Raw genomic sequence first — 15,113 nt, 5'->3', positions numbered from 1 at the left:
TCACCTCTCTTCAATAGTAACCGGTGCCCTTCCTAATGACATTTTATAACCGGCTAATACCCGTATTAGACTTGCAATAGATAGAGGCGTATATTCATAGGTACAAATGTAAGTAGGTATTTCTTTGAATTTGGAAATATCATAAGGATTTCTTAAGGCTACGACTATAATATTTTGGTTACATTTGTACAATTCATTTATAAGCTTTACTTGACCCTCATTTAAATTTGCATTGTACGTCCCGACTACTATAAGTTCTTTATCTTTTGCCTTCACCGAAATATTTTTTATATAGTCTCCATTGGGATTTATGTCCATTATACTGTATATGCCACCTAATTCATCCGTCAACGCCTGCGCAAATGAATCCATTTCTGTATTACAATCTTCTACACCTGTCATTAGTACCGGTTCAGGTGATATGACCAAAATATTCTTGGTCTTTATAGGTAATAAACATTTATCATCTTTTACAACTGTCACACTTTCTAGGCTTACCTCTTTTGCCTTTTCAATATGGTCTCTATTGCCTAGAATATCATTTAAACCCTTTGCACCGTTAAATGAATAATTCCCTATACTATATTTGCGTTTTATACTCAGAATCCTCTGTACAGACATATCTATATTTTCAATCGGAATATCCCCTTTTAAAACAGCCTGCTTTATTGCCCTTGCAGCATCAATTTGTTTTTCCCTTGTATGTGAGACTAAAATCATATCAGCTCCCGCCTTAACAGCCATAACTGCAGCATTTGCCGTACCAAAATATTTTGCTATAGCGCTCATCTCCATACAATCGGTAATTACAATCCCGTTAAATCCAAGTCTATTCCTTAAAAGTCCTGTAATTATATTATGTGACAGAGTAGCAGGTCTACCTTGATGTTCCAATGCTTTGAAAATAATATGTGCAGTCATAATTGCTTCTACACCACTATCTATAGCAGCCTTAAATGGATATAGTTCTATCTCTTCCAATCTATCCATACTATGCAAAACAAGGGGGAGATCTACATGAGAATCAATCTTCGTATCCCCATGCCCGGGAAAATGCTTGGCAGTCGCTACTACGCCTTGTTCCTGTAATGCCCTAATATAGTTTGTTCCAAATTCTGCTACATTCTTTGGATCCTCACCATAGGATCGTACTCCTATTACAGGGTTTAATGGATTATTGTTCACATCCAATACAGGGGCTAGATTCATATTTATTCCCAGAGCCCCTAGCTCTTTTCCCATTATCTCACCTATTATGTATGCATTTTTAGGATCATTTGTAGCAGCTATAGCCATATTTCCAGGAAGGAATGTAGCTCCATTCGATATTCGAGTCACCATTCCTCCCTCTTGATCTATGGATATAAGGGCAGGGATCCCCAAAACCTCCATGGCATTTTTTTGAATATCTTCAGTTAATTCTATTATTTCATCTTTAGATCCTATGTTCCTAGAAAATAATATGACGTTTCCTATATAGTGTTCATATAGCATTTCTTTGATATGATTATCAAATTTTTTAGAATGAAAACCTATCATAAGCATCTGGCCTATTTTTTGATCCAATGACATATCCTTAATATTCATGCTCATCACCCCATAGATACAAATATAACATTATACAATTATACCATATATTCTATATAATAGTTAATAAATCATATACTCTCTTCTGATATTTTTAAATTTCTTCAAATCCTCTTTGCACTCTTCAATATAATCCTCAATAGTACCGTCAATAACGGATTTTCTCAATTTGTTAGTACCTGCCAATAAATCAAAAAAGCATCTGCCACCTTCCTTATATGGAGGCAAAAACTCAAATTCATCATAATTTTCATATATTTTAGATATTAAATATATACCAATTTTAAATGGTTCTATAGCTTCTCTATCTGTTATATGAATTTGTACTCCTCTGCACAGTTCACCCTTATATTTTGAAAAAGTAGGTGTAAAATAGTGAGGTCTAAATATCGCACCTTCTAAATTTAATGCATTTAATTCTTCTGCCAAGTGATAACAATCTATCCAAGGAGCACCTATTATCTGAAATGGTTGGGTAGTACCCCTTCCCTCCGAAACATTTGTCCCCTCAAAAAAGCAGGTACCTGCATATAGAATAGCTGTGTCTACATTGGGAATATTAGGCGATGGGGCTATAAAATTAAGTTGCGTATCATCAAAGTACATCCTTCTTTGCCAGCCCGCTATTTTTACAACTTCAAGATCGCATCCTATACCAAACTCTTGATTTAAAAGCATAGCAAGCTCGCCTATTGTCAATCCATATCTTACAGGTATTGGATACATACCAACAAACGATGAAAACTTGCTATCCAATATATTCCCCTCTACTTTCATGCCCCCTATGGGATTTGGCCTATCCAAGACTATAAACTTTTTATCGAATTCCTTTGCCGATTGCATAGCGTATGCCATCGTATACAAATATGTATAAAATCTTACCCCCACATCCTGCATATCAAAAATAATAGTATCTATATCTTTAATCATCCTGCCGGTAGGCTTTTTTATATCACCATATAGACTATAGACCTTAATTCCAGTTTTTTCATCAATATAATCAGGTACATGAGCACCTGCCTGAAAATTTCCCCTCACCCCATGTTCAGGCGAAAAAAGGCACACAAGTCTGCCCACTTTGTTCAATATGTCAATAGTGCTGTTAAGACTTTCATCTACTCCTGTATAATTTGTTATAAGTCCTATTCTCAGACCTTCTATTTTATTTTTGTTATCCCTAATTATATCTATCCCATTCTTTACCCTATCCATAGCTCATCCACCCTTCCTAATAAATTTAAATTTTCTCCCTGGTTGTATATAATCAAGTAATAAAGTATTTTCATTGCCCATGGTTCCAACAACATTTACCCTTGGATCTGATGGAAGGGATTGCCTTACTATTTGAAGTTCGCCCATATATCGCCCCATTCCCTTATTGTCTATAGTTACTGCATACTTATTCCGTTCTATACAATTAGACGGAAGTATCTTTTCAGGCCATTCTAACCTAGAATTGCCTGAACGAACTATATATTCAGAAGCATCCAATCTGTTTATATGATACGGAGAAAATATGATATTTTTCTCTATATTTGAGACATTTTTAGTAAGCTCTATCTCCAATTCCACCACATCTGGATCTATTTTTAAGACTCCCTCTAGTTCCTCTGTTGAAGCATAGGCATCGCCAAAGTATATAGCATCTATCATATTTCCATATACCAAATCTCTTGCTGCCAAAACCGGTTTCATATTTCTATGGTATTCTATAGTAGGCAGCCCTTCATATAAAGGTCCCCTTCTGCCCACTTGAGATGGTATAAAAGCTGATACCTCTACACCATATTCTTTAAGCATTTTTGTCTTTTCATTAAAGAAGCTACAGGAAAGTCCGGTATATGGATGGGGATAAAAATTGTGGCAAGCTTTTATGTTTTTTATATTTCCAGCGTATATCAATATTTCTTCTATCTCTTTTTGTGTTACAGTACTTGCATTTATAACAATACCTATACCATAATCATTCTTTGACATCTCTGCTATATTCATTGCATCAAAACCATAATCACATCTTATATAAGATGTACCTAACCTATAGAAAGGCGCCAGATCTTTTAAATCGGCACCTAACAAGGAAAATACCTTTGGTGATACATCGGTCATAATATTCATATTTTTTAACCTGGCATATTTTATTATCTCCATAGCATATTTTAAATCGGTTTCATTTCCCATTACAGCATTAAACGATGTAAAAATTCTTGATACTCCTAAAGAACTAGCAATATCTATATATTCCATATTGGATTTCACATCGTATTTATCACCTGCAAATACCGATATACCAATATTCACTTAATAGCCCTCCCAATAAATAAATCTAGTCATCTACAATAGATGACAATACAGCATTATGAAATACCCTCCTAAACCTTATTATTGAGTCATTTCTCCTAGACGGATGCACCCTATTTGTGAGTAATATAATATAGATATTATGTGGTATATCCACCCAGATAGATGTACCAGTAAATCCTGTATGTCCAAATGCACTAGGAGATACTAAGTCCCCACCTGATGAAATCCTTCCTCCGCTGCCTTTTACGCACCAACCAATACCTCTGTCCTCATTCAAACCGGCAGTATAATTTCGCGTCATCATTTCAAATGCAGGGATTGATAAAAATCTTCCTTCCAAAATAGTCCCCCTGTTTATAAGCATATTACAAAAATTTATAAGATCACATATATTTGAAAAGAGTCCCGCATGACCTGAGATTCCACTTAAAAATCTACCATTTTCATCATGGCACTTACCAATTAAAACACGCCCAGTATTTATGTCTATTTCAGTAGCAGCTACATTTTTAGTTTTGGGATTAAAGCATGTATTCTCCATACCCATAGGCTTAAATACATATGTATCACATAGCCGTTCAAAAGAGGCATGACCTGCCTTTTCAAGTATATATCTCAAGAGTATAAAACCTAAATCACTATATACAACCTTTGTACCTGGATCATATTCTAGGTTTACATCACCTATGCACCTTATGACATCATTATAATCGCAGCACATCTTATATAGTGGCAAATAGGCAGGCAGTCCCGATGTATGGGTCAAAAGATTAAATAATCTAATCTGGCTTTTTTTACCGCAAGAAAACTTTGGCATATATTCTTCCACCCTGTCATCTAGGGTGACTAAACCCATCTCCAAAAACTTCATAAATAGTGTCGTAGTACCTACTACCTTGGTAAGTGAAGCAAGATCATATAGGGTGTCCTTATCAAGATCAGCAATGGAAGGGTATATACATGCCTTCCCATACTGTCGTACTACATATACCCCTTTCCTATCGCCTATAGCCACAGTTGCCCCTGGGAAATACCCTTTGTTAACCCCCTGCTGTATGAGTTCTAAAGCATTATCAAGCAAATTTTTATCCAATCTCAACATTATCATCTACCTTTTTTAAAATGATGATAGTACCATCCTCATTTGTGATGGATCAATAGCAAATGTCTCTGCCCTATCCTTATGGATAAGTGCACCCCGTGCCTTGCTTAAAGCATCATAATAATCTAGATATTTAAACCACGGAGAATTTTCGGTAAGCCATAATTTTCTAACAGCACTCTTCCATAGCTCAAAACCTTCGGTAACATCCATAAATACATATGGTTCAAATCCTTGCGCGTCCTCCCAATTTTCTGCAAAATAAGGACCTTTAGCCCAATGGGCTGGTTTTGAACGCTCCATTGTACCAAGGGCAGCATAGAAATGTGCATCAACTACTACTCTGTGGGTAGTCATATGATCCTTATGAATACTATTTTTCCAGTGGGTTATAAGCACGTCAGGCTTATACATTCTTATTATATCACATATCTGGAATTTTATGTCCTCGTTTTCAGGTACCTCCCCATCCCTATAATTCAACACTATGGATCTTCCTCCCAGCATTTTGGCAAACTGAGAGGCTGAATCTATATTCATTTCCTTAAATTCTTCTACTGGTATGGAAGATGGTGCCCCCCTCTCCCCTGCAGTAAGTGCTACAGTGGTTATATCGTCACCTAATATCGCATGTTTTGCAAGGGTTATGCCTGAGGATAACTCCACATCCCCCACATGGGCTCCTATAGCCATTATATGAAGTTTTTTCCTTTCCATAACTACATTATCTCCTTTCTCATAACTGCCCAAGTCTTTACAACTGTAAATCCTGCCCTCTCATATATCTTTCTGGCCGGATTATCTAGCCCTGTAAAAAGGGAACTAAACTGTGCCCCAATATCTTTAAAACTCTTCATAAGCATACAGAATAATGTGGTACCTATACCATCTCCTCCATAGCCAGGATCCACGCCTATACCACAAAACCATCCTCTACCGCTTTTTTCCACATCTATAGGCCCTGTAAAACCACATATCTTGCCATTATCATTGGCTACAATTACAGGTAATGGGTTCGGGCGTGCAAGATTGTCCTTTATATCCTTTCTCCAATATTCATTTTTCAAATTATCAAAGAACTGGTCAAAACCATAATGTTTGTCTTCATTGTAATATTCTATATAAATCCCCTTAGCTTTTAATTCTTCTAGCTTTGATATGGTCTTTTCACTAAGCTCATATTTGGATAGGTCTAAATACATGGATACTTCCCTACTTCTCTTTTCATATCCATGCTTTTTTAAAAATTCATATCCAGGCCCATCCATATCTACACCAGGGGCATTTGGATGATCGTGATTTTTTGAACCTGGTATATACCATTCTAAGTTTATGGGGTTAAAAAAGATTATCTGCACCTGTTTTTTCCCACATGCTATAAAATAATCCTCCACAGACTTCAACATCATACTTCCATACCCATTGCGTCTATAAGGCTTATCTACCAATATAAAGGTTAAATATCCAGGAGTATTTTCATAAGTCTCTCCAGGTAAAAATTCTTTCTTGAATATACCATTTGCAAACGCTATAACTTTTTCATCTTTTATGCCTACAAATGTGCCCTCATAGCTAAAATGAGGATTATTTATGAATTTATCTCTAAAACTTGCCTCTGTAAAGGGTTTATATGGCATCTCTGCCTTTGCACTTTTATTCCATAGTTTTACTACATCGGAAATATAGCTATCATTGAATTTTACTATTTTCATGCTCATTCCCCTTTGCACTATCTTTTACTTTTAAGAGATAGGAGGCAATTGATTAGTCAATTGCCTCCTGTTAAATTTTAATATTAATAATCTTTACTTTCCTTTTACCATCTTCCATGCTTCATTGCCCTGGTCCAATATATCTTGCAATCCTGCAGGTTTTAACTTCTCATATTCATCATAAAATTCATCAACAGAAATATCCCCCGTTACACATGATGCAAGCAACGCCTCTAGTTTCGGAAATATCTGTCCTTGCTTTTCAGTATAGGCTTCAGTGCTTAGAGTAGGAGTAGGAGTAAAAAAGTAATCTTCTCCAGCATATAACGCATCACTGAAAAACTTCATAGGCTCTGGAAGTTCCTCATATTTCTTTCCTCCCATCATTATCTGCATAAATGCATCTTCCATAAAGAAATGGGGGAATGGAGTAAAGTTAAGTCCAACTTCCCTAGCATTTTCAAAAGACTCATTGTAAGGTGCCTTCAATGAAGGTTTTGAATCGATTATCTCATGGTGCTCCCCTTCGATTCCATATGACATTAATTTAATTCCTTCCTCACTAAATACATAGTTGAAGAATTTAATAATATCTTCTGCTTTATCTTCTGCTGCGACAGTTATTGACGCGGTAGGACTAACCCTTACCCTAGATGGTATTCCACGCTTTCCATCAGGACCTTGAATAGGCTTTACTCCAATCAAGGCTGCATTTGGATCTACCTCGCGTACTACCTCCGTAGTTCTCCTAGTATTAGCAGCCCAAGTCATCATCGAGCCTGCCAAATTAGCATCACATACTTTTTCAAGTTCAGGATTATCAACGAAGGTTCCCCGTGTAGCAAATTCCTTATCAAGTAAACCTTCTTTGTATAAATTATGCATTTCCTCCAAATACTTTCTGAATTCAGGTAATTCGTACATCAGAGTATAATTCCCATCAGCATCTTGTGTAAAACCAATTTTGTTGGCTACATTAATACCAAACGCAGGCAATAATGAATAAACATCTCCTGCATATGGGATCTCATTTGTTGAATCTCCATCGCCATTTGCATCTTGATCCTTAAAAGCCTTCCATGCTGTTTTCCATTCATCCCATGTGTCAGGTATCTCATTAATTCCTACCTTATCTAGCCAGTCTTTACGAACTTGCATAGCATATGCAGGCGGAAAATCAAGTATAAATGGAACAGAGTAGATTTTGCCATCTGTTGCTACTCTCATATAAGGATAATCTTCCTCTTTTAAATTTGCAAGAATATTTTGTCCATGCTTTTCTAGTAAATCATCAAGAGGTATAATTGCCTCCTGTTCTAGTAATGTGGTGGTACCTCCACCTGCAATCATATCTGGTATATTGCCAGAAGCCAATGTTACAGAAACCTTATCTTCATAATTGGCTACTGGATACCATTGAAAATCAATCTCTGTATTTGTTCTTTTCATCAGTTCATCAAATATGGGATTACCATCTTCCGGGTGTACTCCCCAAATAGTTCCCATGTAGCTAAATTTAAAGGTATCCTTAAATAAAGTTTCGCCTTCTTCTCCGTCTTTCCCTTCGTCTTCTTTTTTATCATCCTCTTTGTTTGTATTTTCTGATACATCTGATGTTTTGTCTGATGTTTTGGCATCAGAGTCATTCTTTTGACAGCCAGTAAATACAGCTGCCAACATCATCAAGGCTAGTATTAGGCTTATGATTTTCTTTGACATATTACTTTTCATAATCGTGTTAATACCCCTTTCCTTTTTATATTGATTTATAAAATGTAAGATCAACCCTTAACAGAGCCAATCATTACACCTTTCACAAAATACTGTTGAAGAAACGGATAAACGATAAGCATTGGGATTAATGATACGAAAATAACTGCATTTTGTACCTGCTGTGGTATAACCATACTACCTTCTCCAGCATGTACTGCTCCTTCGACTTCATATAGTTTACCTGATGCTTGTAATACAATATCATGTAATACTATTTGCAGAGTATATTTATTTCTATCATTTAGATACATTAAAGGCGGCAAAAAGCTATTCCAATGTCCTACAATAAACCAAAGTGCTACAGTGGCAAGTACGGGTTTAGATACAGGTATAACAATTTTTGCAAGACAAACAAAATCGTTTGCTCCATCGAGCTTTGCTGATTCTATCAATGAATTAGGTATGCTCATAAAAAAACTTCTCAATATGATAATATAATAAGCCGGCGCTAAAGAATCTAAAATCAATGCCCAATGAGAATCTATAAGTTTTAAATTTCTCATAACTAGATATGTTGGTATCAAACCGCCGCCAAACCACATGGTAAATAAAATTAAAAAGCTATATATTCTTTTACCGTAAAAGTCACCAAATGCCATAGGATACGCTGCAAGAGAACTCATGCCTAAACCTAGAATACATCCAACAGCTGCTACAAAGATAGTATTTGCATAAGATATCCATATATGCTTATTATCAAATATATTTTCATATGCTGTAGCAGTAATTTGTCTTGGAAAAAATGTAACTTCTCCTCGTAAAACTGGTGAACTTCCACTTAAAGAAATTGCTAACACGTTTAATACTGGATAAATAAATATAATACTCAATATTAACATAAGAATTATATTAACTACATCGAATACTTTTTCCCCTTTACTATTTTTATTGGAAATCGACATTTGAGATCTCCTTTCTTTACTATATTAAACTTATTTCAGAATATTTTTTACTTAGTTGATTAGCTAATGAAACAAGAATTAAGCTAATTATTCCGTTGAACATACCAACTGCTGTTGCAAGACTATAGTTGCTATTTACCATACCCATTTTATATACGTAGGTAGATAAAACCTCTGACACCGCAATATTATGAGGGTTTTGCAGTAGATATACTTTTTCAAATCCTACCGACAATAAAGAACCAATCCTCAATATAAGCATAACTATGATAGTGTTAAGAATTCCTGGTATTGTTATATGCCAAACCTGTTGAAAGCGTCCTGCTCCATCAATTACTGCTGCCTCGTATAGCTCTGTGTTTATTCCAGATAATGCAGATAGATATATAATTGAACCCCAGCCCATCTCTTGCCAAATTCCCGATAGAATCATTATAGGTCGAAAATATTTAGCTTCTCCTAAGTAATAAATTGCTTCATTTCCAAAGGCTTTTCTTATAGCATTAACTACACCAATAGAAGGTGATAAAATATTTTTAATCATGCCAACAACTACTACCATTGATAAAAAGTGTGGTAAATAACTAACTGTTTGAACTGTTTTTTTGAATTTGCCACCTAAAAGTTCATTTAATAATAGGGCAAAAATAATTGGTGCTGTGAAACAAAAAAGTAAACTTAAAATATTAATATATAACGTGTTCCACATAATTTTCAAGAAATCTGGATTATTAATAAATGCTTTAAAATGTTTTAATCCTACAAATTTGCTACCTTTTATACCTTTTAGAATTTTAAAATCATAAAAGGCTATTCTTAGCCATCCCATCGGTAAATATTTGAATATTATATAGTATATAACTACAGGAAGGATCATAAGATACATATACCTATCTTTCCACATCTTAGCTCGCATCTTTTTAGAATCTTGCCTACGCTTAACCACATTGTCTTGCTTTTTGGTGCTGACAATCTCCATTTTACCCCCTCTTTCTATATGAATTATTACGAAACGGTAAAGTATAATACTAAAGTTACTAAACTCTAGGGCTACATAGTTCAAATCTCGTTATTGCCCATATTAGTTTGATAGATTTCTATAGCCTGTGCTACAAAGCCATCTCCCTTCTCTAATAATTCGCATGCCGTTTCATAACAAACTCCCGCCTCTATCATTACTATTGCTATCTTTGCATTTTTGTTGCTTAAATTGAAATATCTATCAGCTTCTTCGTACGAAACGCCAGTTGCAAGCATTATAATCCTTTTTGCCCGTTCAATCAGTTTTTTATTTTTAGGCTTTACATCCACCATAAGATTTCTATATACCTTTCCCATCTTTATCATGGTAGCTGTAGATATCATATTAAGTACCATCTTCTGTGCTGTTCCGGCTTTAAGTCTGGTAGAACCCATTATTATTTCAGGTCCCACTACCACATTTATATTTATGTCTGCCGCATCATCTAGAAGGGCTTGTTCATTGCATGCTATAGATATGGTAAGGGCGCCCCTTTTTTTTGCCTCTTCCAATGCTCCTAATACATATGGTGCCTGGCCGCTGGCAGAGATCCCTATTATGGAATCAAGTTGCGTAATATTGTTTTTTACAACGTCTGCCGCACCCTCTTCTTTATGATCTTCTATATCCTCCCTAGCGATATTAAAGGCACCAGCACCTCCACCGGCCATTATACCCTGCACCAATTCGGGCCGGGTACCAAATGTAGGTGGACATTCTGCTGCATCAAGTATACCCAATCTACCGCTAGTTCCTGCACCAAAGTATAGTAATCTACCTCCCCTTTGCATTCTCTCTACTATTGCATCTATAGCAGATGCAATCTCACCTAACTCCCTTTCTACTGCATAGGCTACCTTCTTATCCTCTTCGTTCATAATTTTCAAAATATCTATGGTATTCATGGTATCAATATTTAAACTATCACTGTTTTGCTGCTCTGTAATCAACGAATAAAGCATTTCATCCATTCTTCAACAACTCCTATTTTATATTTTTCTAATAGATGTAGCCCCACTGGTATTTTCTAGATAACCGATGACTTCATCATATTTTTTAATAGCTACACTTACAAACAATATATCAATTAGATTAAGCTGCGCTATACGAGATGCCATGGCTCCTGCACGGAAAATGGCTTCTTGAGAGGATACATATAAATTTATATCCGCAGTCTCAACTAAAGGTGAATTTCCTACTTTTGTAATACTTATTGTATAAGCACCCTTTTCTTTTGCTATCTTTAAAACATCCACAACTTCACGCGTATTGCCTGAATAGGAAATTCCTACCGCTACATCATCCCTTGTCAAATTTGCTGCAGATGTCAGCTGCAGATGACTGTCGCTGTAATAATTACATGGTACATTGATTCTCATAAATTTTGTCATAGCATCATAAGCTACTATACCCGATGCCCCTAGCCCACTAAAATCTATTCTCCTGGCATTTGACAATACTTCTACAGCCTCTTCTAGTGCATTTAAATCAAGTACAGATGATGCCTGCTCTATCGCCTGTTTATTAAAATTCCCAATCTTTTGTACAATTGTAGATAGCGAATCATCCTTGCTTATGCCCCCATCAAGTTCTTTATGTTTGATAGCAATAGAAGCTGCTATCTTAACTTTTAAGTCCTGAAATCCTTTTAAATTTAATGTCTTACAGAATCTCACGACACTTGCTTCACTTGTATTACATACCCTCGCTAATTCATTAATAGTAAGATTTGTTACTTGCTGTGGATATTCTAATATATACTGGGCTATTTTTGATTCTGAGGGTGTAAATGTATCCTTTAACTCATTAATGTTAAAAATGATATCTCTCACATTTATTCATCCCTTTTCTATATATGGAATGTTTGCATTTTTATTATAGCACGTACGTAAAAAAGTTTCAATATATTTTTTAAAAAAACGTAAAAAAGTTTCATACAGTTTATAGATTGACCTTTTGACAATTTAACGATATTATATATAATATAAATATTATATTGTGTAGCATGGTAGAATGGTAGGAGTATGATAGCGCTCTTACTGGGTGCTTTTTTTGTGCCTAGCATTCTTCCCAAAAAAGGAGGAAAAGTAGTATGGTAAAACGGTTATTGTCATTTTTAATTTCACTTACAATTTTATGCAGCCTTATGGCATGCTCTAGCAATCCAAGCAGTTCGTCAGATGATGTATTAAAAATTGGTATAGCTCAAATTGTGGAGCACCCTGCCCTTGATTCTGCAAAAGAAGGTTTTATAGACGAGTTAAGAGAAAATGGGTATGAAGATGGCAAAAATATAAAGCTATATATTCAAAACGCCCAAGGCGAACCCGCCAATTTAAATACCATCGCAAAACAATTTGATTCAAAAAATCTAGATATGGTCTTTGCTATAGCTACAAATACAGCACAGGCTATGGCTAATACTATTAAAGATAAGCCCATATTAATAACGGCAGTTACCGATCCTGTAGATTGTAAACTGGTAAAATCAATGGATAATCCAGGAGGTAATATCACAGGAACTAGTGATTTAACTCCTGTAAAAGAACAAATGGAAATAATTCACAATACATTTCCAAGCGCCAGAAAGATAGGTATGCTCTATAATGCAGGTGAAGCAAATTCACTTATCCAGGTAGACCTTGCAAAAAAATCAGCAAAGGAACTTGGACTTGAAATAATAGAGGCAACTGTAACAAACTCAAGCGAAGTAAATCAAGCTGCCCAGTCTTTGGTCGGTAGAGTAGATATTATATATACCCCTACAGATAATACCGTAGCATCATCCATAAATGCCGTTGCCAAGGTGGCCATGGATAATAAGATACCACATATAGGTGCGGAAAAAGCACATGTAGAAGGTGGAGCTCTATTTACAAAGGGAATAGATTATTATGATCTTGGAAGACAAACCGGGAAAATGGCCATTGATATATTGAAAGGTTCAAAGCCCGGCAATATGTCCATTCAGATGTCTGATAAATTAACCATTGCAGTAAATCAAAAGACACTGAGAAGCTTAGGTATAGAGTTACCAGATGAAATAATGAACGATGCAGAAATATTGAGGTGATATAATATGTGGAGTGAAATTTTCATGCCTTCTATAGAACAAGGTCTTGCCTTTAGCATTATGGCTATGGGCGTATATATTACTTTTAGAGTTCTAAAGTTCTCCGATTTAACTGTAGATGGGAGCTTCCCCCTAGGCGGCGCAGTAGCTGCAATTCTTATTACAAAAGGAACAGATCCCTGGCTAGCTACGATTATAGCCTTTGGATGCGGATGTATAGCCGGATGTATAACAGGCATTCTAAATACCAAAGGAAATATAAATGAACTTTTATCAGGCATACTTACAATGACAGCCCTATACTCCGTTAATCTTCGTATAATGGGTAAATCCAATATAGGTCTGTTAGATCAGAAAAATGTGTTCTCCCCTATTGAAAATATGGGTATAGACAGTAAGTACATGTATTTATTCCTGTTCATCATATTGGTCTTTGCCCTAAAGTTTATAATGGACTGGTTTTTGTCCACTAAACTGGGATTGGCCCTGAGAGCCACCGGCAACAATGCCCAGATGATAAGGAGTTTGGGAGTCAATACAGAACTTATGAAGATATTAGGTCTTGGCCTATCCAATGGGCTAATTGCCCTATCCGGTGCATTAGTTGCACAGTATCAGGGTTTTGCAGACATTGGAATGGGTTTAGGAACTATAGTAGCCGGATTGGCATCGGTTATAATAGGTGAAATGCTCATTGGAGGTACCAAATTATCCACTATTACTTTTTCAATAATATTGGGATCATTCGTATACAGGATGTGCATTACAATCGCTTTAAGACTTGGATTAAACAGTACCGATTTAAAATTGCTTACATCGGTTTTAGTAATAATCACCTTGGTTGTTCCCCAGGTTAAAGACAAAGTAAAACTTTCATTGAATAATTAGACCAGCTAATTAAAGTCAAGTACTTTTATAAAATAATTTTGAAAGTTTCTCGGAGGGTTCTTGCACTAAGAGATCAAAAAATAGCATGCCAGCAAGACCACCTAGAGATTGTTGATTTTAAATAGCCGGTCAAGATAAGTTAAATGAACTTTGAAAACTAAATATCAAATACAAATATTGCTAAGCTGCAGTATGCTTTCTTGTAAGCATTTTAGCATGTTCTTCGGGAGTACGTAGTTCAAAAGGCTTTCTATCCCTAAGAACAGCAAAGATGATATAAACGAGTTTATGCATAACTGCTCCTAAAGCTACTTTTTTAGGCTTGCTCTGTGACTTTCTCTTATAGAAATCCATCAGTACAGGATTACATGGCTCGTTGTTGCGTTTAGTTCGGATATTGGCAAGAGCTGTAGTATAGAGCACCCTCCTAAGCAGCCTTGAGCCCCTTTTAGACATCTTGTTACGGGTACCGGTGAACTCTCCAGACTGTATCACTGAAGGGTCAATTCCAAAGTATGCAACTAGTTTTTTTGGTTTCGAGAAAGCTGTGAAATCACCGATCTCAGCAATGATAGTAGCAGCTGTAAGAAAGCCTATGCCAGGGATACTTTGAAGAAGTTCAAGAGCCGGGGATATTACAGGCACATCCTTTGACAAGTCATCGTCAATTAATTGGTGAATTGCCTTTAAGATTTTAGTAAGACTATTTTGGAGGTTTTTAACCATAGAGATATAAACGGTGAGCATTGTTACG

General features: G+C 35.8%; 14 protein-coding genes. 2 read left to right on the top strand and 12 right to left on the bottom strand.

What is annotated here, in order from left to right; all coding sequences use genetic code 11:
* The 11 genes from nagZ to EJN67_RS02260 all read right to left on the bottom strand — a co-directional run bounded on the left by nagZ (position 1) and on the right by EJN67_RS02260 (position 12,230).
* Positions 1-1,587 (bottom strand): beta-N-acetylhexosaminidase, encoded by a 1,587-nt coding sequence (nagZ, locus tag EJN67_RS02310; RefSeq protein WP_129721759.1) that lies wholly within the window; start codon positions 1,585-1,587, stop codon positions 1-3.
* A gap of 63 nt (positions 1,588-1,650) precedes the next feature.
* Positions 1,651-2,799, bottom strand: coding sequence for an exo-beta-N-acetylmuramidase NamZ family protein (locus EJN67_RS02305; RefSeq protein WP_129721756.1), 1,149 nt, complete (start codon positions 2,797-2,799; stop codon positions 1,651-1,653).
* Between the two features lie 3 nt (positions 2,800-2,802).
* Complete coding sequence (locus EJN67_RS02300) at positions 2,803-3,885, bottom strand: DUF871 domain-containing protein (protein ID WP_129721753.1); 1,083 nt, start codon at positions 3,883-3,885, stop codon at positions 2,803-2,805.
* A 25-nt stretch (positions 3,886-3,910) separates the two neighbouring features.
* A complete protein-coding gene (locus tag EJN67_RS02295) occupies positions 3,911-4,990 on the bottom strand; it encodes a serine hydrolase domain-containing protein (RefSeq protein WP_243641209.1) in 1,080 nt (359 codons plus the stop codon).
* Between the two features lie 15 nt (positions 4,991-5,005).
* Positions 5,006-5,707, bottom strand: coding sequence for a PIG-L deacetylase family protein (locus tag EJN67_RS02290; protein ID WP_129721750.1), 702 nt, complete (start codon positions 5,705-5,707; stop codon positions 5,006-5,008).
* A 2-nt stretch (positions 5,708-5,709) separates the two neighbouring features.
* A complete protein-coding gene (locus EJN67_RS02285) occupies positions 5,710-6,702 on the bottom strand; it encodes a GNAT family N-acetyltransferase (RefSeq protein WP_165000685.1) in 993 nt (330 codons plus the stop codon).
* Positions 6,703-6,795: 93 nt separating this feature from the next.
* Positions 6,796-8,433 carry an extracellular solute-binding protein gene (locus EJN67_RS02280; RefSeq protein WP_129721746.1) on the bottom strand — a complete coding sequence of 546 codons (1,638 nt, stop codon included), beginning with the start codon at positions 8,431-8,433 and terminating at the stop codon, positions 6,796-6,798.
* Between the two features lie 50 nt (positions 8,434-8,483).
* A complete protein-coding gene (locus EJN67_RS02275) occupies positions 8,484-9,377 on the bottom strand; it encodes a carbohydrate ABC transporter permease (RefSeq protein WP_129721744.1) in 894 nt (297 codons plus the stop codon).
* Between the two features lie 19 nt (positions 9,378-9,396).
* Positions 9,397-10,356 carry an ABC transporter permease gene (locus EJN67_RS02270; protein ID WP_243641208.1) on the bottom strand — a complete coding sequence of 320 codons (960 nt, stop codon included), beginning with the start codon at positions 10,354-10,356 and terminating at the stop codon, positions 9,397-9,399.
* Positions 10,357-10,436: 80 nt separating this feature from the next.
* Positions 10,437-11,360: an N-acetylmuramic acid 6-phosphate etherase gene (gene murQ, locus EJN67_RS02265; protein WP_129722278.1), complete on the bottom strand. Its 924-nt coding sequence runs from the start codon at positions 11,358-11,360 to the stop codon at positions 10,437-10,439.
* Between the two features lie 27 nt (positions 11,361-11,387).
* A complete protein-coding gene (locus EJN67_RS02260; RefSeq protein WP_129721742.1) occupies positions 11,388-12,230 on the bottom strand; it encodes a MurR/RpiR family transcriptional regulator in 843 nt (280 codons plus the stop codon).
* A 260-nt stretch (positions 12,231-12,490) separates the two neighbouring features.
* On the opposite strand from EJN67_RS02260, the gene EJN67_RS02255 reads away from it, so the two are divergent.
* On the top strand, positions 12,491-13,471 hold the full coding sequence (locus EJN67_RS02255) for an ABC transporter substrate-binding protein (RefSeq protein ID WP_129721741.1): 981 nt from the start codon (positions 12,491-12,493) through the stop codon (positions 13,469-13,471).
* A gap of 24 nt (positions 13,472-13,495) precedes the next feature.
* Positions 13,496-14,359 carry an ABC transporter permease gene (locus EJN67_RS02250; protein ID WP_243641207.1) on the top strand — a complete coding sequence of 288 codons (864 nt, stop codon included), beginning with the start codon at positions 13,496-13,498 and terminating at the stop codon, positions 14,357-14,359.
* A 180-nt stretch (positions 14,360-14,539) separates the two neighbouring features.
* Here the strand turns inward: EJN67_RS02250 and EJN67_RS02245 are convergent.
* Positions 14,540-15,113: transposase (locus tag EJN67_RS02245; protein ID WP_165000684.1), on the bottom strand; the 574-nt coding region annotated here is incomplete at its 5' end.

It is taken from the genome of Xylanivirga thermophila, from assembly GCF_004138105.1.
GTDB classification, from domain to species: domain Bacteria; phylum Bacillota; class Clostridia; order Caldicoprobacterales; family Xylanivirgaceae; genus Xylanivirga; species Xylanivirga thermophila.
The sequence above is the reverse complement of the archived record's forward strand: the minus strand, read 5'-3'. Positions and strand labels throughout refer to the sequence as shown.